This window comes from Ornithinimicrobium carbonis (assembly GCF_050703245.1).
Classification (GTDB): Bacteria; Actinomycetota; Actinomycetes; order Actinomycetales; family Dermatophilaceae; genus Ornithinicoccus.
This window is the reverse complement of record NZ_CP192647.1, coordinates 268,249-287,356: the sequence shown is the minus strand read 5'-3', so window position 1 is coordinate 287,356 and position 19,108 is coordinate 268,249. Positions and strand designations below refer to the sequence as shown.

The 19,108-nt window shown below is 73.0% G+C and carries 17 protein-coding genes; 7 read left to right on the top strand and 10 right to left on the bottom strand.

The genetic code is table 11. From position 1 onward, the window contains the following. Positions 1 to 18: 18 nt before the first annotated feature. Positions 19 to 1,080: an enoyl-CoA hydratase/isomerase family protein gene (locus ACQ95T_RS01460; RefSeq protein ID WP_425943037.1), complete on the top strand. Its 1,062-nt coding sequence runs from the start codon at positions 19 to 21 to the stop codon at positions 1,078 to 1,080. 145 nt (positions 1,081 to 1,225) lie between these two features. Here ACQ95T_RS01460 and ACQ95T_RS01455 read toward each other — a convergent pair whose 3' ends face one another. Then, a complete protein-coding gene (locus ACQ95T_RS01455; RefSeq protein ID WP_431473425.1) occupies positions 1,226 to 2,734 on the bottom strand; it encodes a UDP-N-acetylmuramoyl-L-alanyl-D-glutamate--2,6-diaminopimelate ligase in 1,509 nt (502 codons plus the stop codon). A 189-nt stretch (positions 2,735 to 2,923) separates the two neighbouring features. On the opposite strand from ACQ95T_RS01455, the gene ACQ95T_RS01450 reads away from it, so the two are divergent. The 3 genes from ACQ95T_RS01450 (at position 2,924) to ACQ95T_RS01440 (ending at position 4,893) form a co-directional block, all read left to right on the top strand. After that, complete coding sequence (locus tag ACQ95T_RS01450) at positions 2,924 to 3,610, top strand: hypothetical protein (RefSeq protein ID WP_425943035.1); 687 nt, start codon at positions 2,924 to 2,926, stop codon at positions 3,608 to 3,610. A gap of 8 nt (positions 3,611 to 3,618) precedes the next feature. After that, positions 3,619 to 4,491, top strand: coding sequence for a class F sortase (locus tag ACQ95T_RS01445; protein WP_425943034.1), 873 nt, complete (start codon positions 3,619 to 3,621; stop codon positions 4,489 to 4,491). A gap of 225 nt (positions 4,492 to 4,716) precedes the next feature. Then, positions 4,717 to 4,893 (top strand): hypothetical protein, encoded by a 177-nt coding sequence (locus ACQ95T_RS01440; protein WP_425943033.1) that lies wholly within the window; start codon positions 4,717 to 4,719, stop codon positions 4,891 to 4,893. 137 nt (positions 4,894 to 5,030) lie between these two features. Here ACQ95T_RS01440 and ACQ95T_RS01435 read toward each other — a convergent pair whose 3' ends face one another. The 5 genes from ACQ95T_RS01435 to ACQ95T_RS01415 all read right to left on the bottom strand — a co-directional run bounded on the left by ACQ95T_RS01435 (position 5,031) and on the right by ACQ95T_RS01415 (position 11,543). Continuing rightward, positions 5,031 to 7,022 carry an alpha-amylase family protein gene (locus ACQ95T_RS01435; protein WP_425943032.1) on the bottom strand — a complete coding sequence of 664 codons (1,992 nt, stop codon included), beginning with the start codon at positions 7,020 to 7,022 and terminating at the stop codon, positions 5,031 to 5,033. 133 nt (positions 7,023 to 7,155) lie between these two features. Continuing rightward, entirely contained in the window at positions 7,156 to 8,022 is an 867-nt protein-coding gene (locus ACQ95T_RS01430; protein WP_425943031.1) for a carbohydrate ABC transporter permease, read from the bottom strand. Further along, positions 8,019 to 9,218, bottom strand: a complete 1,200-nt coding sequence (locus ACQ95T_RS01425; protein WP_425943030.1) for a carbohydrate ABC transporter permease — start codon at positions 9,216 to 9,218, stop codon at positions 8,019 to 8,021. Before ACQ95T_RS01425 ends, ACQ95T_RS01430 begins: the two co-directional genes overlap by 4 nt. Before the next feature lie 4 nt (positions 9,219 to 9,222). After that, positions 9,223 to 10,596, bottom strand: a complete 1,374-nt coding sequence (locus ACQ95T_RS01420) for an ABC transporter substrate-binding protein (RefSeq protein ID WP_425943029.1) — start codon at positions 10,594 to 10,596, stop codon at positions 9,223 to 9,225. Between the two features lie 119 nt (positions 10,597 to 10,715). After that, the gene (locus ACQ95T_RS01415) at positions 10,716 to 11,543 is read right to left on the bottom strand and encodes a SprT-like domain-containing protein (protein ID WP_425943028.1); all 828 of its coding nucleotides are present in this window, start codon (positions 11,541 to 11,543) and stop codon (positions 10,716 to 10,718) included. A 132-nt stretch (positions 11,544 to 11,675) separates the two neighbouring features. Between ACQ95T_RS01415 and ACQ95T_RS01410 the strand changes: the two genes are divergently transcribed. Next, the gene (locus tag ACQ95T_RS01410) at positions 11,676 to 12,062 is read left to right on the top strand and encodes a DUF6394 family protein (RefSeq protein WP_075958215.1); all 387 of its coding nucleotides are present in this window, start codon (positions 11,676 to 11,678) and stop codon (positions 12,060 to 12,062) included. Here ACQ95T_RS01410 and ACQ95T_RS01405 read toward each other — a convergent pair. Next, entirely contained in the window at positions 12,047 to 12,292 is a 246-nt protein-coding gene (locus tag ACQ95T_RS01405) for a hypothetical protein (protein WP_431473424.1), read from the bottom strand. The genes ACQ95T_RS01410 and ACQ95T_RS01405 overlap by 16 nt on opposite strands. A gap of 156 nt (positions 12,293 to 12,448) precedes the next feature. On the opposite strand from ACQ95T_RS01405, the gene ACQ95T_RS01400 reads away from it, so the two are divergent. Together ACQ95T_RS01400 and ACQ95T_RS01395 are read left to right on the top strand one after the other, a co-directional pair. Then, positions 12,449 to 13,873 (top strand): NAD-binding protein, encoded by a 1,425-nt coding sequence (locus tag ACQ95T_RS01400; protein WP_431473423.1) that lies wholly within the window; start codon positions 12,449 to 12,451, stop codon positions 13,871 to 13,873. 116 nt (positions 13,874 to 13,989) lie between these two features. Next, positions 13,990 to 15,009, top strand: a complete 1,020-nt coding sequence (locus ACQ95T_RS01395) for a polysaccharide deacetylase family protein (RefSeq protein ID WP_425943026.1) — start codon at positions 13,990 to 13,992, stop codon at positions 15,007 to 15,009. A gap of 16 nt (positions 15,010 to 15,025) precedes the next feature. Here the strand turns inward: ACQ95T_RS01395 and ACQ95T_RS01390 are convergent, their stop codons facing one another. The 3 genes from ACQ95T_RS01390 to ACQ95T_RS01380 form a co-directional block, all read right to left on the bottom strand. Further along, positions 15,026 to 15,538: a DUF3806 domain-containing protein gene (locus ACQ95T_RS01390; protein ID WP_425943025.1), complete on the bottom strand. Its 513-nt coding sequence runs from the start codon at positions 15,536 to 15,538 to the stop codon at positions 15,026 to 15,028. 104 nt (positions 15,539 to 15,642) lie between these two features. After that, positions 15,643 to 16,554, bottom strand: coding sequence for a transglycosylase family protein (locus tag ACQ95T_RS01385; protein ID WP_425943024.1), 912 nt, complete (start codon positions 16,552 to 16,554; stop codon positions 15,643 to 15,645). A gap of 227 nt (positions 16,555 to 16,781) precedes the next feature. Beyond that, entirely contained in the window at positions 16,782 to 19,097 is a 2,316-nt protein-coding gene (locus tag ACQ95T_RS01380) for a PEP/pyruvate-binding domain-containing protein (RefSeq protein WP_425943023.1), read from the bottom strand. Positions 19,098 to 19,108: the final 11 nt, after the last annotated feature.

Genomic DNA, 19,108 nt, shown 5'->3' with positions numbered 1-19,108 from the left:
TGGCTACAGTGGGCCGGCATGAGCCACGGCGAGGAGCAGCTGTCCTGGGAGCCCGCACCCGGCCAGGGGGCGGAGGTGCTGTATGCCGTGGACGGCCCCCTCGGGCGCGCCCGCCTCAACCGGCCGCGGGCGATCAACGCCCTGGACCGGGCCTCGATCGACTCCCTGCACCAGCAGCTGACCGCCTGGGCCCACGACGACCGGATCGCCGCCGTCGTGCTGGACGGGGCCGGCGAGCGCGGGTTGTGCGCCGGGGGCGACGTCCGGGCCCTGCGCGAGGCGGTGCTGGCCGGACAGCAGGAGGAGGCGGTCGACTACTGGCGGGCGGAGTACGCGGTGAACGCCCTCGTCGCCTCCTATCCCAAGCCCTACGTCGCCTGGATGGACGGGATCGTCATGGGCGGGGGTGTCGGGGTCTCCGCGCACGGGTCGCTGCGCCTGGCCACCGAACGGACCCGGCTGGCGATGCCGGAGGTGGTCATCGGCTTCTTCCCCGACGTGGGCGGGCTCCACCCGCTGGCCCAGGCCCCCGGGGAGACCGGCACCCACGTGGCCCTCACGGGTGAGCCGGTCGGCGGGGCCGACGCCCTCGTCCTCGGGATGGCGGACGCGCTCGTGCCCTCGCACGCCCAGGACAGCGTGCTGGAGGTCCTACGGGAGCGGCCCGGTGCGACCGCCGCGCAGGTGGCGGAGGCGGTCGGGCAGCCCGAGGAGACCTCCTGGCTCGCGGAGAACCGCGCCTGGATCGACCGGTGCTACGCCGGTAACGACGCGGCCGCGATCGTCCAGCGCCTGCGCGAGGACCCCGACCCGGCCGCCCAGGAGGCCGCCCGGACGGTCAGCGCCCGGTCACCGTTCTCGGTCGCGGTCACCCTGGAGGCGCTGCGCCGGGCGGCGTCGATGACGCTGGAGGAGGTGCTCGCCCAGGACCTGCGGCTCGGGGCGACCTTCGCCGGGCACCCCGACTTCGCCGAGGGCGTGCGCGCCCAGCTGGTCGACAAGGACCGCACCCCGCGCTGGACGCACGGCTCGGTCGCCGAGGTCCCCCGCGAGGAGGTCCTGGCGGCCTTCGACGGCTGAGGTCGGCCGAGGGCGACAGGGGCGACAGGGGCGACGGGAGCGACCCGCCCCGACGACCTACAGCGGGAAACGGCTCCTGCAGCGGGTTGCAACCCGCTGCAGGAGCCATGTCCTGCTGTCGGTCACGCCGCCCAGGACGGCTGCCTCAGACGCCTCTGCGCAGCCGCAGCGCCTCGCGGGCCTCCTCGATCTCGGCCCAGGGGATCGTCGTGGTGTCCCGCTCCAAGGTCTCCTCCGGACCCTTGCCCGCGAGGAGCACGGTGTCCTGCGCGGAAGCCTCGCGCACGGCATACCGGATCGCCTCCCGCCGGTCCCCGACGGAGACGAAGTTCTCCCGCGGAGGGGTGGCCTCGCGGGCGCCGCGCTCCATCTCCGCCAGGATGTCCCGCAGCGGGGTGTCCCGGTGGTCCTCCTCGGTGAAGACGACCCGGTCGGCGCGCAGCGTGGCGACCGCCCCCAGAGGCGCACGCTTGGAGGGGTCCCGCGGTCCCCCGGCGGAACCGATGACCACCCACAGGTCCCCCTCCGTCGTCACGCGGACGGTCTCCAGGGCCTTGTCCAGGCTCGGCGGCGTGTGCGCGAAGTCCACGATCACCCGCGGATCACCATCCTGGCGCTCGAGCATCTCCATCCGACCCGCGACCCCGCCGAACGAGGCCAGCGCCTCCACCACGGCCCGCTGGGGGACGCCGGTGGCCGCCACCCCGGCCATGGCCGCGAGGGCGTTGGCGACGTTGAAGCGGCCGATCATCGGCAGCCGCGCCGGCATCTCCCCCTCGGGCCCGTGGACGGTGAAGGTGATCTCCGACGCCCCCTCCTGCACGTCGGTCGCGCGCCAGTCGGCCTCCGTCCCCTCCGCGGAGTAGTATGTCGTGCACGTGCGCCCGCCCCCGGTCGCCAGGGGCACCAGCTGGTCGAACCAGGGCCCGTCGTCGACGTTGAGGACGCTGTGGGCGGCACGACGGACCAGCTTGGCCTTGTCGGCGAAGTACTGCTCCATCGAGCCGTGGAAGTCCAGGTGCTCCCCGGTGAGGTTGGTCCAGACGGCCACGTCGTAGGAGACGCCCCGCACCCGGTCCAGCGCCAGCGCGTGGCTGGAGGACTCGACGACGGCGGCGGTCGCGCCGTGCCGGACCATGTCGCGCAGGATGTGCTGGACCTGGGGCGCCTCGGGGGTGGTGAAGTGGGACGGCGGCTGCCGCAGCACCCCGTCGGGCAGCTCGTAGCCGATCGTGGACAGGAGGCCGGTCTGCGCCCCGGTGGCACGCAGCAGGTGCAGCGCCAGGCAGGACGTTGTCGTCTTGCCGTCGGTGCCGGTGACCCCGACGACCGTGAGGGCGTCGCTGGGACGGCCCATCACCTCGGTGGCGGCGTCGGCCAGCGCGGCGCGGGCGTCGCCCACGGTCAGGTAGGGGACGTTGCAGGCCGACCCCGGCGGCAGCCCCTCGCCCGCGACCGCGACCGCACCGCGCTCGATGGCCTCGTCCATGAAGCCGTGCCCGTCGAAGCGCGCCCCCCGGACGGCCACGAACAGGTCGCCGGGCCGGATCCAGGCGGCCTGGTGGCTGACCCCGGTCACCTCCAGCCCCCGCGGGTGGTCGACAGTGTCGGCCAGCTGGGCATCGAGGGCGACGACGAGGTCGGCGAGCTTCATGGGCGACACCCTAGCCAGCGGCATCCCCAGGCCCGGCCTTCCGGTGCGACGGGGCCACCGATGTTGGGTACGATCCGAACCAGGTGTGGGGGTCCACCGACGTCCGTACACCTCCGGTGTGCCATGCACATCCTGGGGTGTGCCACAACGACACACGCGCCGACAGGCGCACGATGCAAGGGGAAGTACATGAGCACGACATTCCGTCGCGGGGTCGGCGCCATCGCCGTCGGCCTCCTCGTCGCCGGTGGTGGCACGATCGCCCACGCCGACACGCACACCCCCAACCAGGCGGGCTGGTGGGAGCCGGTGCTGATGGACCCGGACGGTGAGTACGCCGAGTACGGGTTCACCAACGTGGAGTGCGAGAAGGTGGCCGACGACTACAACGACGGCACGTGGACCGCCGAGGTGGACTACGTGGCCGTGATCCTGAACGCCGGGTCCGAGCAGTCGACCGAGGACCCGGACGACGTCAAGCTGAACGTCGCGGCGGGCAAGACGCTCGAGCACAAGTCCGGCAAGGAGATCTCGCACGTCATCGCCTGCACGGGTGACGTTCCCGAGGAGCCCACCGAGCCTGAGCCCACCGAGCCCGAGCCCACGAAGCCCGCGGAGCCGACCAAGCCGGTCGAGCCCACCGAGCCCGAGCCCACGAAGCCCGCCGAGCCGACGAAGCCCGCCGAGCCGACCCACCCGGCCAAGCCCGGCACCCCCGGTGGCCCCGGTGACGACGCCGGCACGCCGGTCGGCCCCGTCGTGCAGACCGACGTCCCGACGAAGGGCGTCAACGCGGTGCTGCCGCTGGCAGCCGTCGCTGCCGCTGGACTGGCGCTCGCCGGTCTCGGCCTGCGTCGCCGCGGCCAGGAGCACTGAGCGGCGACATGCCGTCAGGTCGTCGGCGGGGGGACCGCGCGCACGGCGCGGTCCCCCCGCTGGTCCTCGTGGTCGGCGGACTGGTCGTCGCCCTGGTGGCGGCCGCCCTCCTCCTCTCCACGCTGCTGCGCGACGGGCAGCCGACCCTCGCCTCGACCTCGACACCACCGGTGACGTCGACGGGTCCGCTCACGTCCGAGGAGCAGGGAGCGCCGTCGGCCACGTCGACGGGAGAGCGGCCGACCGGGTCGACCGACCAGGCCGCGACCCCTGCCGACGAAGCAGCAGCCGGGTCGGTCGGCGTCCACGGTTGGACCGCCTCCGCCGCGGGACCGGGATCGACCGCGGCGGGCGCCCCGACGTCCGGCGGCGGCTCGCCCGCCGCCCCCGCCGCCCCCGGCGGCGGGGCGGACGCGGGGGCCGTCGACCGGCCGGTGGACGAGCCGGCCTGGATCCGCATCGCCAGCGGCGGGGTCGACGGGGCCATCGTCCCGCAGGGCCTGGCTCCCGACGGCACGATCAACCCGGGGCGCAACGAGATCATCTGGTTCACCGGCAACGGCCGCGTCCGTCCCGGTGACGTGGGCACCTCCGTCGTCGCTGCCCACGTGACCTGGGAGGGCACGCCGGACGCCTTCGCCCAGCTGCCCTCCGTGGGCGCGGGTGACGTCGTGGAGGTCGGCTACGCCGACGGCTCCACCCGCTCCTTCACCGTGACCAGCACGTCGGCGGTCGACAAGGACGCCCTTGCCCGCTCGCTGACGGTCTGGGGCGGTCACCCGGACGTCCCCCGGCTGGCCATCATCACCTGCGACCCCGTCCTGGGCTACCAGGCCGACGGGCACACCGAGGCCAACTTCGTCGTCATCGCGGAGGGCTGACCCCGGCCCGACGACGAGACCCGGCACTTGCAGCCGGTTCCTGACCAGCGTCCCGGCGTTCCCGCAGGGAGGCGGCCGTCCCCGTGTCAGGAACCGGCCGAGAGTGCCCCGACCCCGCCCGGTCGATGCTCCGCCGCGCGGGACGCGATCTTGCACCACGTATACCCCCTGGGGTATTCTGGACGACAGATCGCACCCGATCACCCCGTCGAGAGGACCCTATCCATGTGCCGTGCCGTGAACTGCAAGACCTGTGGCAAGACGACCTGGGCTGGCTGCGGCCAGCACGTCGACCAGGTGATGAAGGGCGTGCCCAGCTCCCAGCGCTGCTCCGGCCACCAGCAGGAGGTCGGCGCCGGCGCCGGCGCCGGCTTCTTCGGCAAGCTGTTCGGCGGTCGCTGACACCCCGCCCCTGACCAGAACCCCGCGGTGGACACCCTTGTCTCCACCGCGGGGTTCTGCCGTCCCCCCGCGGAGGACCCTCAGCCGCACGGGTGCCCCAGAACCGGCGGCACGGCACCTGTGCGGCCGCGTCGTGCTCAGCGGCGCACGAGCCAGACCGGCTGATAGGTCGACAGGTAGACCGACCCGTCGTCGGTGAGGTTGGGCGGGAAGCCGTTGAGCGCGTCCACGGCCCCGTCGAGGTTGATGGCCTGCTCGCGCACCCACCAGGCGGGCACGGTGCGCGGCTGCTCGGTGACGTTGTACAGCTGGAGCATCGGCCCCACGGGGTGACGGCGCAGGACGACGAAGACGCCCGGGTCCGGCGCGGCCACCGTCTCGGCCGGCCACGAGGCGTGCAGGTGCGGCAGCGAGGCCCGCACCCGGGCGAGGTGCTGCAGACCCGCCCACACCCGGCCGACCGCGGAGCCGGGGTCACTCCGTGCCTCCTCCACGCACCCCCAGTCCAGCCGGGGCCGGTGGGCCCAACGGTTGTCCCCGTCGTGCTCGGGCACCTCGTCCCAGTGCTCGTCGTTGAGCTGGGCGATCTCGTCCCCGGACCAGATCACCGGGACACCGCCCCAGCCGTAGACGACGGCGTACCCCAGCAAGAACCGGGCGACGGCCACGTCCACGGCCTGGGCCGCCTCCTCGAAGCCCTCCTCGTCGACGGCGACGTCGAGGCGCCGCAGGGCGCTGCCGAGCCCGACCAGGCTGGCGGCGCTGCCGGAGATGCGGCGGTCACCGGTGGCCGGGTTGTGCTGGAAGACCAGGCCCTCGGCGGTCGACCCCTCGAACTCGCCGGAGTAGTAGTCGGAGAGGAACTTGCGGTGCGCCCAGCCGTCGACCATCACCGAGCGGGCGTCGTCGTCGTCGATCGCCCACCCGATGTCGTCGTGGCAGCGCAGGTAGGTGATCCAGGCCGACGTCGACGGCACCTGCGGGAAGCGGCTGAGGGCCCGCTCCGCCAGCCGGGAGTCCCGGCTGGCGAGCATCGACCAGACCTGGACCATGAGGCTGTTGTGGTAGGCGAGGTCGGAGACCTTGCCGTGGTGCCGCCCCTGGCCGAGGTAGTGCACCAGCTCGTTCGGGCCCACGATGGCCTCGGCGAGGAAGACCAGCGAGGGTGCGCTGATCCGGCTGACGGCCCGCAGCGCCTGGGTGAGCTGGTGCACCTCCGGCTCGTTCTGGCAGGCCGTGCCCATCCGCTTCCAGATGAAGGCGATCGCGTCCAGGCGCAGCACCTCCACCCCCTGGTTGGCCAGGAAGAGGATGACGTCGGCGACCTCGCAGAAGACGTCCGGGTTCTCCCAGGCCAGGTCCCACTGGTAGCTGTTGAAGGTCGTCCACACCCAGCCGTCGACCTCCTCGTCGAAGGTGAAGCTGCCCGGGGCGAAGTCGGGGAAGACCTCCGGCAGCGTCGCCTCGTAGGCGTCCGGGGTGGTCCGGTCGGGATAGACGTGGAAGTAGCGGCGATAGCGCTCGTCGCCGGCCCGCGCGGACTGCGCCCACGCGTGCTCGCGGGCGACGTGGTTGAGCACCAGGTCCAGGCACAGGCTGATGCCCTGCCCGCGCAGCGAGCGGGTCAGCGAGCGCAGGTCCTCCATCGTGCCCAGGTCCTCGCGCACGCGTCGGTAGTCGGCGACCGCGTAGCCTCCGTCGTTGGGCGCCGGACGCGGCTGCAGCAGCGGCATCAGGTGCAGGTAGGACACGCCCAGCTGCCGCAGGTGGTCCGCGTGCCGCGCGACCCCGGCCAGCGTCCCCTCGGGGGCGAACCGCTCGGCGTAGGCGGCGTAGCCGACCACGCCGGGCCGCTGGAACCAGTCCGGCTCCAGCGAGCGCCGCTCGTCCAGCAGGTGCAGCTCCTCCTCGCGGTCGAGGTATGCCGCCGCGGCCAGCTCGAGGACGCGCGCGGCCACCCCGGCCGGGTCGGAGTAGGGCGAGAGCCCCTCGACGAGGTCGTCCCACCAGCGGGCCACGCGGAGGGCGAAGGTGGTCCGTCGGTGCTCGGGGAGGGGCGCCAGCGTCCGTTCGAGACGAGCGCGCGCGGACGCCGGCAGGGCGGAGGGCCACGGAAGGTCACGGCTCACCCCGCCATGACACCACAGCCGGACCGGCCGGGTGGCCCGACGTGCCGCAGACCGCCGGGGGACCCGCCGGTCACGCGGGACGGCCGCCCGCAGCCGGAGCTGCGGACGGCCGTCGGGCCGGTGCGGAGGGGGGCTAGCCCTTGACCGCTCCCGAGGTCATGCCACGGACCAGGAAGTTCTGGAGCGTGAAGAACACGATCATCGGCAGCACGATGGAGATGAACGCCCCGGCGGTCAGCAGCTCGGCGCCCTGACCCTGCGTGCCCAGCAGCTGCTGGAGCTTCACGATCACCGTCGTGTTGTCGTTGGACAGGAACAGCTTGGCGATGAGCAGGTCGTTCCACACCCACAGGAACTGCAGGGTGGCGAACGCTGCCATCGCCGGCATGGCCATCGGGGCGATGAGCTTCCAGAAGATCTGGAAGTTGGAGCACCCGTCGATGCGCGCCGACTCGACCACGCTGAACGGCAGCGAGGCCATGTAGTTGCGCAGCATGTAGATGGCCAGCGGCATCCCGAACCCGGTGTGCAGCAGCCAGACCGCGAGGTACTGACCGGAGATGCCCCACCCGCGCGGGCCGAGCATGTCCAGCAGCGGCTGGAAGGCCACCTGGATCGGCACGACCATCACCGCGACGATGCTGATGAAGATGATGTCCTTGCCCTTGAAGTCCATGAACGTGAACGCGTAGGCGGCGAAGGCGGCGAACATGATCGGGATGATCGTCGCCGGCACGGCCACCATGACCCCGTTGATGAACGCGTTGCCCAGGTCGGCCTGCTCGAACACCCGGGCGTAGTTGTCCGCGGTCCAGCCGCCCTTCCAGAAGGCCTCCCACCACCCGGAGGTGGCCGCGGCGTCCCGGGTGCGGAAGCTGGTGACGAGCAGACCCACCGTCGGCAGCGACCACAGGATCACCAGCAGCAGCATCACGACCATCGCGACCGGGCTGCGGCGACGCCCGTCCTTGAGCCGTCCCTTGAGTCGTTGCGTGCTCATCGCATGGCCTCCTGCTCGCGGAACTGCTTGACCTGGTAGATGAGGATCGGGATAACGGCCAGCAGCAGGATGACCACGATGGCCGTGGCCCGGCCCGCCTGACCGCGCGCGAACATCTCGTTGAAGAAGAGGTTGGCGATCACGTTGGTGTTGTCCCGGCCGTTCGTCAGCACGTAGACGATGTCGAAGACCTTCATCACCAGGATGAGGATGGTGATGAACACGGTGATGATCGTGCCCTTGATCTGCGGGATGATCACCTTCCAGAAGATCTGCCACTCGCTGGCACCGTCGATGCGGGCCGCCTCGATGGTGTCCTCGGGGACACCCTTGATCGAGGACGACAGCAGCACCATGGCAAACCCGGTCTGCAGCCAGATGAGGATGACCATGAGGAGGATGCTGTTGAGCCGGGCGGTGTCGATCGAGAGCCAGTTCTGCGGCTGTCCGCCGAGCTGGGTGACGATCGCGTTGAGCGCCCCGGTCTGCGGACGACCCGGCGCCTGGTAGGCGTAGACCGTCGTCAGCCAGATGGCCGAGGCGGCCACGAAGCTGATCGCCATCGGCAGGAAGATGAAGCTCTTGGCCCACTTCTCGCTGCTGGCCGAGAGCTTGTCGGCCAGCACGGCCACGACCACGCCCAGCGCCACCGTGATCGCCGGGACGATCGCGATCCACAGGATGTTGTTGATGATCGCCGACCAGAAGCCCGGGTCGTCGAACAGGTCGAGGTAGTTGGCGAAGATCGGGTCGCGGTACTCCGTGCTGTCCCGGTTGGCGAAGGAGTAGTTGATCGTCTGGATCGTCGGGTAGAACAGCGTCAGCGCGATGAGCGAGAAGCCCGGGATGAGGAAGGCGTAGGGGATCAGCCCGTGCTCGAGCCGTCGGGGCAGCGCCTCGACCGCGACGTTGATGAACCAGAACAGCACCGCCGCCCCGCCGACGCCGGCCGCCAGGCCGAGGACACCCATGAGGATCTTGCTGTCGAAGAACCACTGGGGGTACCACGCGAAGGCGAAGAAGAGGTTGAACAGCGCCCACAGGGTCAGGCCGATGCCGACGACCCCGATGAGCAGCCTGACGGGCTGCAGACCGTAGTCGTCGGGCACCGTCGACTCGGGCGAGGCGTCGTCGACCCGGGGGTCGTCCTCGGGGACGTCGTGACCCACGGGTGGGGTCGAGTGGGAGGAGGTCATGGTCTCACTCGTCCTCGGACTCGCCGTCGACCTGCCGCTGGGCCTCCGGCCAGGTCTCCCAGATCTGCGCCGTCACCTTTTCGGCCGACGCGCCGTTCTGGAAGTCGACCATGCCCTTCCAGAAGGAGTCCGAGCCGACCTCCTTGGGCATGACGTCGGAGGCGTCGTAGCGGAAGACGTCGGCGGTGTAGGCCATCTCGGCGATCTGCCGGGTGGTCTCGTCGGGGTAGAGGCTGGTGTCGAAGGAGGTGTGCGGCGAGAGCCACCCGCCGGCCTCGGCCCAGGGGCCACCGAACTCGTCGGAGGTGAGGAACTCCATGAGCGCCACGGTGTCCTCGTCGAAGCTGAACGCGGCCGCGAGGTCGCCTCCGCCCAGGATCGGCTGCCCGTCGTACCCGTCCTCGGCCGGCGGGAAGGTCATGATGCCGACCTCCTCGTCCAGGTTCTCCTGGACGTCCGCGGGGAAGAAGGTGGTGGCGAAGTTGCCCTGCCGCATGAGGTAGCAGTCCGGCTCGGGCTGGAAGGCCGGAGCCATGGCGTCGGCGAAGGGCGTGGACAGGATCGCGGTGGTCCCGCCCAGGACGTTGCCCTCCTCGTTGGCCAGCTCGCCATAGGCCTCGAACGCCTCCACGACCCGGGGGTCGTCGAACGGGATCCGGCCGTACATCCAGTCGTCGTAGACGTCCGGGCCGTGCAGACGGAGCATGTACTCCTCGATCCAGTCCGTGCCGACCCAGCCGGTGGCCTGGGCGGACTCCCAGCCGATGCACCACGGCGCCGCGTCGGTGTCGGCCTTGATCTGCTCGGCGATCTCGTCGAGCTCATCGAGGGAGGCCGGTTCGGTGCTCCAGCCGCCCTCCTCGTAGGCCTCCTTGGGGTACCAGACGATCGACTTGACCGCCATCCGCATGGGGGCGGCGTAGACGCGCCCCTGGTAGCGGGCGGAGTCGAGGAAGCCGGAGACCAGCGTCGCGTCGAGGGCGTCGTAGTCGATCATCTGGTCGATCGGGATGACCTGCCCGTCGGCCGCCATCTGCATGACGCCGCCGGGCTGGGGGAAGAGGCCCACGTCCGGCGCGTCGCCGGAGTTGACCCGCAGCAGGATCGTCGTGGTGAAGTCCTGGTCGGAGGTGTAGACCACGTCGATGCCCGACTCCTCCTCGAAGACGGCGAGGGACTCGACGAAGAGCTCCTCCTCGGCGCCTCCGAAGGCGCCCAGGACGGTCACCGACCCGTCGCCGGGATCGGGGGAGCTCTGCGCTCCGAACCCACCGCCCCCGGCGTCCGGGTCGGGGTTCTGCAGGCATCCGGTCAGGGTCAGGGCCCCGGTCACGGCCAGGGCCGTCACCACGCCGCGTCGTGCACGTGAACTCGCCACCGTTGGCTCCTTCCTCACGGTGCCGGACGTCACGACCGCAGGACGGAGGGCGCGCATCGACCGGCACGAGATGACTCCGACCCTACTCAGCCGGGCCGGTTCCCGTCGGGGGAACATGGTCACGCTTTGGTCACGGTCCTGCTCGGGTCGGGCCACCCAGGACGGCGGTCCTGCTCAGGGTGGGCCACCCAGGACGGTGGTCCTGCCCACCGTCCCTCGTCAGGACCTCGCCGACGACGACGTGGTGGTTCCACCCCGTCAACCGCCTCGAACCGCACGCGCAGGCGCACGCCCGGCGCCTGCACCGTGTAGCAGGTGCGTCCGCGCGAGAGAACCCGGGCCGTCGTCCCGTGGTAGCGGCCGGGAGCAGTGATCCGGACCAGCTCGCCGGGCCGCAGCGAGCCCGGGGGTCGCCCGTCGGCGGGAGCGCCACCCGGGGGGTCGGTGAGCCGGCGCCAGCCCTGCACGACCTGGGGGCCGAGCTGTTCGGGCGGGACGGGCCGTCCGTCCAGGCTCCAGCGCAGCGCCCGGTCGCGGTCGGCCACGCCGCGGCAGCGCGCGCAGAGCAGCAGCCGGTCCGGACGACGGTGCCGGTGCACGACGTGCCCCGCGGCGCACCGACCCTGCCACCGCCCGGGCACGACCGGTCCGTCCGCGGTGTAGCACCGGTCACCGCTCGCGCCGAGGGACCGGGCGGTGCGGCGCCAGACCTCGTCGTGGCCGTGGAGCGGCCCGACGAGGGCGTGCGCCACCTCGTGGAGCACCGTCTCGCGCACCTCGGCCTCGTCCTGGACGGCCGTGATGGCCCGGCTCAGCGTGATCCGCCGGTCGCGGAAGTGGCACGCACCGGCCCGCACCCGGGCCCGGTCGAAGTCGAAGGCCCACCCGTCCAACCCGTGCTCGTCCATCACCTCGCGCGCCATCCGCGCCGCCCTCCCCAGATCCATGGCCGAGATGCTAGCCACGAGCACCGACGGACCCGCTCCCCGCCCGCGGGTCCGTGGACCCGCTCCGGCCCGTGGACCCTCCCCGGCCTGTGGACCCGCCCCGGCCGGGCAGCGGCGAGTATGGTCGGGGTCGTGAATCGGGAAAAGGTCGTCTTCGGCTTCTTCGTGCTGCTGGCCGCGACGCTGAACTTCGGGTACGTGGTGGGCGACATCGACAACCCGAGGCTGCACAACGTCTACGAGCTCTACGCGGCCGTCGCCGTCAACATCATCGCCACCATCCTCAAGTTCGGCGACCGCACCCAGATCGGCGCGGTCCAGCTGGCGACCAGCCTCGTGGCGAGCATCCAGCTGATCATCGCGGCGCTCGTGTGGATCTGGGGCTCGCACGTCGACGCCGGCGGGCTGACCGGGGAGCACATGGCCAGCGTCGTCTCGATCGCCGCCGGGGCGCTCCTGGCCAACTTCGTCTCGGTCATCCTGCTCATCATGGAGACCGTCTCCTACCGGCGCCGCTGACGCGCCCGCCGGACCGGCTGCACGGCATACCCCATGGCCAACCTGCTCCAGCTCCTCCGAGGCGGGACCCCCGCCCGCTCCCGCCCCGACAGCCTGCGCCGGGTGCGGGTCGACGTGCCCTCGGAGCCAGCGGGCACGGACGCGGTCTTCCTCATCCTGCGCCGGGTGCGCACACCGCTGGTCGTCCTGGTGTCCGTCTTCGCGGTGATGACCTTCGGTCTCTCGTTCATGCCGGGCACCGAGGAGAACCCCGATCGACTGTCGGTGTTCGACTCCTTCTACGTCATCAGCTACACCGGCCTGACGATCGGCTACGGCGAGGTGCCGCACGCCTTCTCCTACCCGCAGCGGATCTGGGTCACGTTGACCATCTACGCCAGCGCGTCGTGGCCTGGTCCTACTCGATCGCGGCCCTGCTGTCCCTGGCCCAGGAGCAGACCTTCCGCCGGGCGCTGGCGCTCAACAAGTTCACCCGCAAGGTCCGGGCGATCCAGGAGCCGTTCGTGCTGGTGGTCGGCTACGGGCAGGCCGGGGAGGCGGTGTGCCGGGCGCTGGAGGACCAGGGGCGCAACTTCGTCGTCCTGGACAGCGAGTCGGAGCGGATCGAGCACCTGGCGCTGGACGAGTACACGACCGACGTGCCCGCGATGGCCGCCAGCGGTCGGGACCCGCGGATCCTCGGCATGGCCGGCCTGGGCCACCCGAACTGCGAGGCCGTGCTGGCCCTCACGGACAACGACGAGACCAACCTCTCGGTCGTCATGACGGTCAACCTGCTGCGACCCGAGCTCATGGTCATCGCGCGGTGCAGCGACCGCGAGCACGCCCAGCAGATGCACGACTTCGCCGCGGACGTGGTCATCAACCCCTTCGACCGCTACGGCGCCTACCTCGTCATGGCGCTGCGCCGACCGTCCGGCTTCCGGCTCGCCTCCTGGCTGATGAGCCCCCGCGGCTCGGAGCTGCCGCACAAGCTCGAGCACCTCACCGACGGGCACTGGGTCGTCTGCGCGGACGGGACCTTCGGCTTCGAGGTCACCCGCGACCTGGAGAGCGCCGGCCTGGACGTCGTGCTCGTCGACCCGGCCGACGGGCGGCCCGACGTCAGCGAGGCGGTCGGCTTCATCGCCGGTGCGGAGTCGGACATCGTCAACATGGCGATGGCCGCACACGCGCGGATCGAGAACGACAACCTCTTCATCGCCGTCCGGCAGAGCTCGGCCGTCAACCACGCTCCGCTGCGTGCCTTCGACGCCGACTCGGTCTTCGTCCCGACCGAGCTGCTCGCCCGCGAGGCGGTGGCACGGATCACCTCGCCGAACTACTGGAGCTTCATCGACCACGTGCTGCACGAGGACGACGACTGGGACGCGCAGGTGATGGACGAGATCGTCTCGGTGGTCGGCGACGCCACCCCCGTGAGCACCCGCGTGGAGATCGACCAGCGCAGCACCCCAGCCGCCATCCGGTGGATGCGCACCCAGGAGCTGACCATCGGCGACCTGCTGCGCGACCCCGACGACCGGACGGTCCGGCTGGCGGTCTACCCGGCCGTGCTGGTCCGCGAGGGCCGCCGCACCTTCACCCCCTCCCTCGACAAGCCGTTGCAGGAGGGGGACACCCTGCTGCTGCTGGGCAAGGAGCACGATCTGGCGCTCGTGCGCACGACCGTCTTCCACGACGCCGCCGTGGAGTACGTGGCCACCGGCCGCGAGGTGCCCACCGCCTGGGTCTTCCGGGTCTGGCAGAAGCGGGTCGCGCGGCGGGTGGAGAAGCGGTCAGGCGGCGGCCGGGGCGCAGCCGCCGCCTGACGGGCGGCGCTGTGGCGGACGACACGTCCGCCCCCGCCGTCCGAGGCTGGTGCCCCCGACCGGCCGCCGAGGAGCACACTGGAGGGGAGGGCGTGCCCGCCCTCGGGAGGTGCACCATGACCGGTCCTTCGCGCCGACGCCGGGTCCTCCCCGCGCTCCTGCCCGTGCTGCTGGCCGCGACGCTCGTCGCCTGCGGGGGCGACGGCGGGACACCGGCGGACGTGGCCCCCACGACCTCCCCGACCGCACCGCCCACCGCGGCGCCGTCGGCCACGCCCGACGGAGCGAGCCCCACCCCCTCACCGTCCCCCGGGCGCCCCACGGCCACCACGGCCCCGGAGCCTCCGAGCTCTCCCGCTCCACCGGGCCCCACGCCCACCTCGACGCCGACGCCATACCCCTCCCCCTCGCCGACCACCGCACCGCCCGCACCGACGACGCCGCCCGCACCTCCGCCGACCACCCCGGCCCCCGATCCGGCGGTGACGGTGGGCGCCTGGGCGGGGCTGGACGTCGAGGCGTTCGACACCGACCGGGCGGTCGTCGCGCTGACCTTCGACGGCGGCGCCTCGGACGCGGCACTCTCCTCGATCCTGGGGACGTTGGCGCAGGAGGGGGTGCCGGCCACCTTCTTCGTCACGGGCGACTTCGCCCGGGCCTACCCCGGGGGTGTGACGGCGATCGCCCGCGCGGGTCACCCGGTGGGCAACCACAGCGACACCCACGTCTCCTTCCCGGACTCCACGAACGCCCAGATCCACGACCAGCTCGTGCGGGCCGACGCGGCCATCTCCGCCCTCACCGGCCGGGCCACGGCTCCGCTGTTCCGGTTCCCGTTCGGCGACCGCACGCCGCTGGACGTCGAGGTGGTCAACGCCGAGGGGTACGTGCCGATCCGCTGGACCGTGGACACGCTCGGGTGGCAGGGCACGAGCGGGGGGATCACGACGGCGGTGGTCCGGGAGCGGGTGCGCGACACCGCCCGCCGGGGCCAGGTCGTGCTGATGCACGTGGGCGCCCATCCGGAGGACGGCTCGACGCTGGACGCCGACGCGCTGCCCGGGATGATCGAGGACCTGCGGGCGATGGGCTACGGGTTCACGACCGTGCCGCAGCTGCTGGCCGAGGGCCGGTAGTCCCTGGCGGCACCCCTCAGCGGCTGCGGACCTCCACGATGTGGCCCACGACCCCGGGCACCCAGCCGCTCTCGCGGCGCATCCAACGCACCGCCACGAGGTTGCTGGGCACGACGACGAAGTCGCCGGCGGCCACGGCCAGGTCGGTGCCGAACACGTCGGTGACGACCTCCCAGGCCAGGTCGGTGTGCCGGTGGAGGTGCTCCCCGATGCCGATCGCGTAGCGGTCCACGATCGCGTCGTGGTCCTCCCCCTTGTCCGCCAGCCACCCGGTCAGCGCCCGGTCCAGGCCGGCACCGACCGAGACGAGGTCGTCGACGTCGACCCCCTCCTCGGCCAGGGCCGCGAGCCCGGCGTCGATGCCCTCCCGCTCCTCCTCGCCGATCTTGCGCGACTCGGGGGTCAGGGGCAGCTCCTCGGTCGGGACCTCCCCCGGGTCGGGCAGCGTCCGGACCCGGGTCTCGGTGGCGTGCTGGGCACGCTCCTGGCGGTCGGAGGCGGCGCGGCGGACGCGGTCGAACAGGCCCATCTGCCCACACTACGACCGATCCGCCCCCGCACGCTGGGTGCGGGGGCGGATCGGGGTGTGCAGCGGCGTCGGGACGGGGTCGACGGCGCCGTGGAGAGGCTCGGTCAGCCGACGGCGAGGTGCTGGCCCACGACGATCAGGTCGGCGTCGGCGATGCCGTTGGCGGCGACCAGGGCCTCGACGGTGGTGCCATGCTCCTGCGCCAGGGCGGCGAGGGTGTCGCCGCGCTCGACGGTGACGGTGCCGCCACCGACGGCGTCGGCCGGCACGAGCATGACGTCGCCGGCGTAGATGAGGCGACCGCCGTCGGCGAGGTCGTTGAGGGCGACCAGCTCGGAGACGGTGCTGTCGTAGCTCTGGGCGATGAGCGAGGTGGTCTCACCACGCTCGATGACGTGCTCGGCGACGGCCTGCGCGACCTCGGCGGCCTGCGGGGCCGGCTGGGCGGGAGCGGCCTGCGGGGCCGGCTGGACCGGGGCGGGCTGGGCCGGGGCGGGCTGCTCGACCGGGGCGGCGGGCGCGGCGGGCTCGACCGGGGCCTGCTCCTGCGGCGCGGCGGGCTGGGCCGGGGCGGCCTGCTCGACCGGCTCGGCGGCGGGCTGCGGAGCCTGCTGCTCCACCGGCGCCGGGGCGGGGGCGCTGGAGCCGCCGGCGGTCAGACCCGCGCGGACGGAGCAGACCGGCCACGCGCCGGGGCCCTGGACGGCCAGCACGTTCTCGGCGATCGCGATCTGCTGCGCGCGGCTGGCCAGGTCGGCGCGCGGCGCGTAGTCCAGGCCGCCGAAGCCCGCCCAGGTGCCCTGGACGAACTGCAGGCCGCCGTAGAAGCCGTTGCCGGTGTTGATGGACCAGTCGCCACCGGACTCGCACTGGGCGACGCGGTCCCAGGTGGCGCCGTCGGCGGCCGAGGCCGAGCCCGCGGTGCCGATGCCGGCGATGGTGGCCAGACCGGCGGCGGCGGCCACGGAGGACACGCGGAGCGAACGGGTGCGGGGGGTGCGGTGCATGGAGCTCATGGGGGTACCTCACGAAGTACGGGGATCAGGGTCGAATGCTCTGGACCCACGCCCACCGACGGGACCGGTGACATGGGACGGCCACCCGTAGGTGGCTCGGTCATCCACCGTGCGGTCTCACCCTGGGAATAGCAAACAGCACCCTGTCAGGGTCCGTTCAGAATTGCTCGTGATCTATCCGTGATCTTTCCGTGATCTGCAGAGATGGCGTTCCGACGTGAGACCCGTCACAGGTGCTCCGGCGGAGCCGCGCGGACCTCTCCGCGGTCGCCGTCGACGACCACCCGGGCGCCCTCGACCAGGGAGAGCGTGCCGCTGCCCGTGCCCATGACGGCGGGGATGCCGTACTCCCGGGCCACGATCGCCGCGTGCGAGGCCATTCCGCCGTGGTCGACGACGACGGCCGCGGCGCGCTGGAACAGGGGCGTCCACCCCGGGTTGGTCGACGCGCACACCAGCACCTCCCCCGGCCGCAGCCGCCCGAACTCCGCCGGCCCCGCGAGCACGCGGACCGGTCCGGTCGCCCGGCCGCCACCCGCCGGGGTCCCGACCGCCAGGACCTCGGCGGAGGTCGGGGGCCGGGGGTAGAGGGTGGTGGTCGCGATCAGGGGGCTGCCCGCCAGCTCCTGGTATGCCGCGCGCCGCCGGGTCACAGCCCCGCGCAGGTCCCCCCTGGCCGTCAACTCGTCCAGGGTGAGGAACCAGACGTCGTCGGGACCGTCCACCTCGCCGGTGGCGGCCAGCCGCCGCCCGGCCTCGAGCAGCGCACGGCGCACCGCCGGCATCGTGCGGGTGAGCTCGAAGTGGGTGTCCTCCCGCAGCGCCACGCCGGCGGCGGCCCGCTCGGCCGCCCGGCCCAGGGCGCCGGCCGCCGTCAGGGCCGGGGGACCGCTCCGCGCAGCGTCCTGCGGCCGGTCCCGGTCGGCGAGCAGGGCACGGACGAGCCCCAGCACGGTCGACGGCGCGGCTCCCCACGTGGGGTCGCGGAGCAGGAGCAGGCTCGTGGTCTCCCGGTGCCCGTAGGTCGCCAGGAAGTGCCGCAGCCGCTCGCCCCACCCGTCGGCACCGGGCAGGGCGCGGACCTCCGCCATGGTCACGGGGTCCGCGCGCTCCAGCAGCTCCGGCAGGCCGGGAACCTCCTGCGCACCGCGGGCCAGCGCCGCGAGCTCGTCGTTTGCTGCGCGTGTCCGGGTGGGGGCTCCCAGGAGCAGGTCGGCGAACAGCCCGCCGCGGCCGGTCAGCACGCAGGCCAGCCGGAGCCGCCCGATCGCGACGAAGGCGGCCGGGAGGTGCCCGGCCCGCAGGGCGGTCATCACGTCGACGAGCCCGGCGGCCCGCCGGGGCACCGCGACGAGCTCCTCCCACGTCAGCTCCGTCGGGTCGAGCGCGTCCAGCGCCTCCACCGCCGTCCGGTAGCCGGCCAGCCGCGGGTCCCGGGCCCACGCTTCCGGCCGTCCGCGCAGCCCGCGGACGAGGGAGCGCACCACCCGGGCAGGGGTCCGGACGGTGGGTCGCGGCGCGGGCGGGACGAACTCGCGCACCACCGCGTCGTCGGCCAGCAGGACGTCGGCGAAGCGCACGTGCAGCCCGGCCCCCTCCGCCACTATCCCCTCGACGTGCCGGCCCATGACCGGCCGGATCCAGGCGGTCAGCTCCAGCGGCAGGGGTCGTCGGGGCAGCAGCTCGAGCAGCACCGGTCCGGTGGTCCGCTGGATCCTGCTCAGCGACACCGGAGCTGGCGGCAGCGCCGTCATCGGCCGCGTCTGCAGGAGGACGAACCTGCCGTCGTCGAGCGCCCACTCCACGTCCTGCGGGCGCCCCAGGTGCGCGGCGACGGCGCGTCCGGTCGTGGCCAGCTCGGCCACCTGCGCGTCGGTCAGCACGGGGCCGCCGTCGCCGCCGGGCCTGCGCTCGAGCACCTCGCCGTCCTCCCCCACGACGAGGTGCTCGGGCGTCACGCTCCCGGACACGACCGCCTCGCCGAGCCCCCGCGCGGCGTCGACGACCACGCGGTCCCGGCGCCCGCTCACCGGGTCTGCGGTGAACAGCACGCCCGCCGCCTCGGCCGGCACCATGCGCTGGACGACCACGGCCATCGCGACCGACGCCGGGTCGATCGCCAGCCGCTCCCGGTAGTCCACCGCCCGCTCCGACCACAGCGAGGCCCAGCAGCGACGCACCGCCCCCAGCACGGCCTCGTCGCCCTCGACGTCCAGCAGGGTGTCCTGCTGACCGGCGAAGGTCGCGCCCGGCAGGTCCTCCGCGGTCGCGCTGGAGCGGACCGCGACCGGCCCGCCGCCCAGGTCCCGGTATGCCGTGCGCACGGCCTCGGCGAGATCCTCCGGCACCGGGGCCGCCAGCACCTGGGGCGCCGACGACGCGGCTCCCACGGCATACCGGTAGGCGTCGGTGGTGACCACGAACCCCGGGGGCACGGTGGCGCCGGCCCCCAGCAGGGCCGCCAGGCCGACCGCCTTCCCGCCCACCCGGGGGAGGTCGGTCGCACCGACGGAGGCCAGGTCGAGGACGACGTCGCGGCTCACCCTCCGAGGGT

Coding starts and splice junctions, on each gene's coding strand:
- ACQ95T_RS01460 (WP_425943037.1), top strand. CDS start 19: ATGAGCCACGGCGAGGAGCAGCTGTCCTGGGAGCCCGCACCCGGCCAG.
- ACQ95T_RS01455 (WP_431473425.1), bottom strand. CDS start 2,734: ATGAAGCTCGCCGACCTCGTCGTCGCCCTCGATGCCCAGCTGGCCGAC.
- ACQ95T_RS01450 (WP_425943035.1), top strand. CDS start 2,924: ATGAGCACGACATTCCGTCGCGGGGTCGGCGCCATCGCCGTCGGCCTC.
- ACQ95T_RS01445 (WP_425943034.1), top strand. CDS start 3,619: ATGCCGTCAGGTCGTCGGCGGGGGGACCGCGCGCACGGCGCGGTCCCC.
- ACQ95T_RS01440 (WP_425943033.1), top strand. CDS start 4,717: ATGTGCCGTGCCGTGAACTGCAAGACCTGTGGCAAGACGACCTGGGCT.
- ACQ95T_RS01430 (WP_425943031.1), bottom strand. CDS start 8,022: ATGAGCACGCAACGACTCAAGGGACGGCTCAAGGACGGGCGTCGCCGC.
- ACQ95T_RS01425 (WP_425943030.1), bottom strand. CDS start 9,218: ATGACCTCCTCCCACTCGACCCCACCCGTGGGTCACGACGTCCCCGAG.
- ACQ95T_RS01415 (WP_425943028.1), bottom strand. CDS start 11,543: ATGGATCTGGGGAGGGCGGCGCGGATGGCGCGCGAGGTGATGGACGAG.
- ACQ95T_RS01405 (WP_431473424.1), bottom strand. CDS start 12,292: ATGAACGAGAGACCGAAGGTCATCACCGCGAAGACGGACACCAGGACG.
- ACQ95T_RS01395 (WP_425943026.1), top strand. CDS start 13,990: ATGACCGGTCCTTCGCGCCGACGCCGGGTCCTCCCCGCGCTCCTGCCC.
- ACQ95T_RS01390 (WP_425943025.1), bottom strand. CDS start 15,538: ATGGGCCTGTTCGACCGCGTCCGCCGCGCCGCCTCCGACCGCCAGGAG.
- ACQ95T_RS01385 (WP_425943024.1), bottom strand. CDS start 16,554: ATGAGCTCCATGCACCGCACCCCCCGCACCCGTTCGCTCCGCGTGTCC.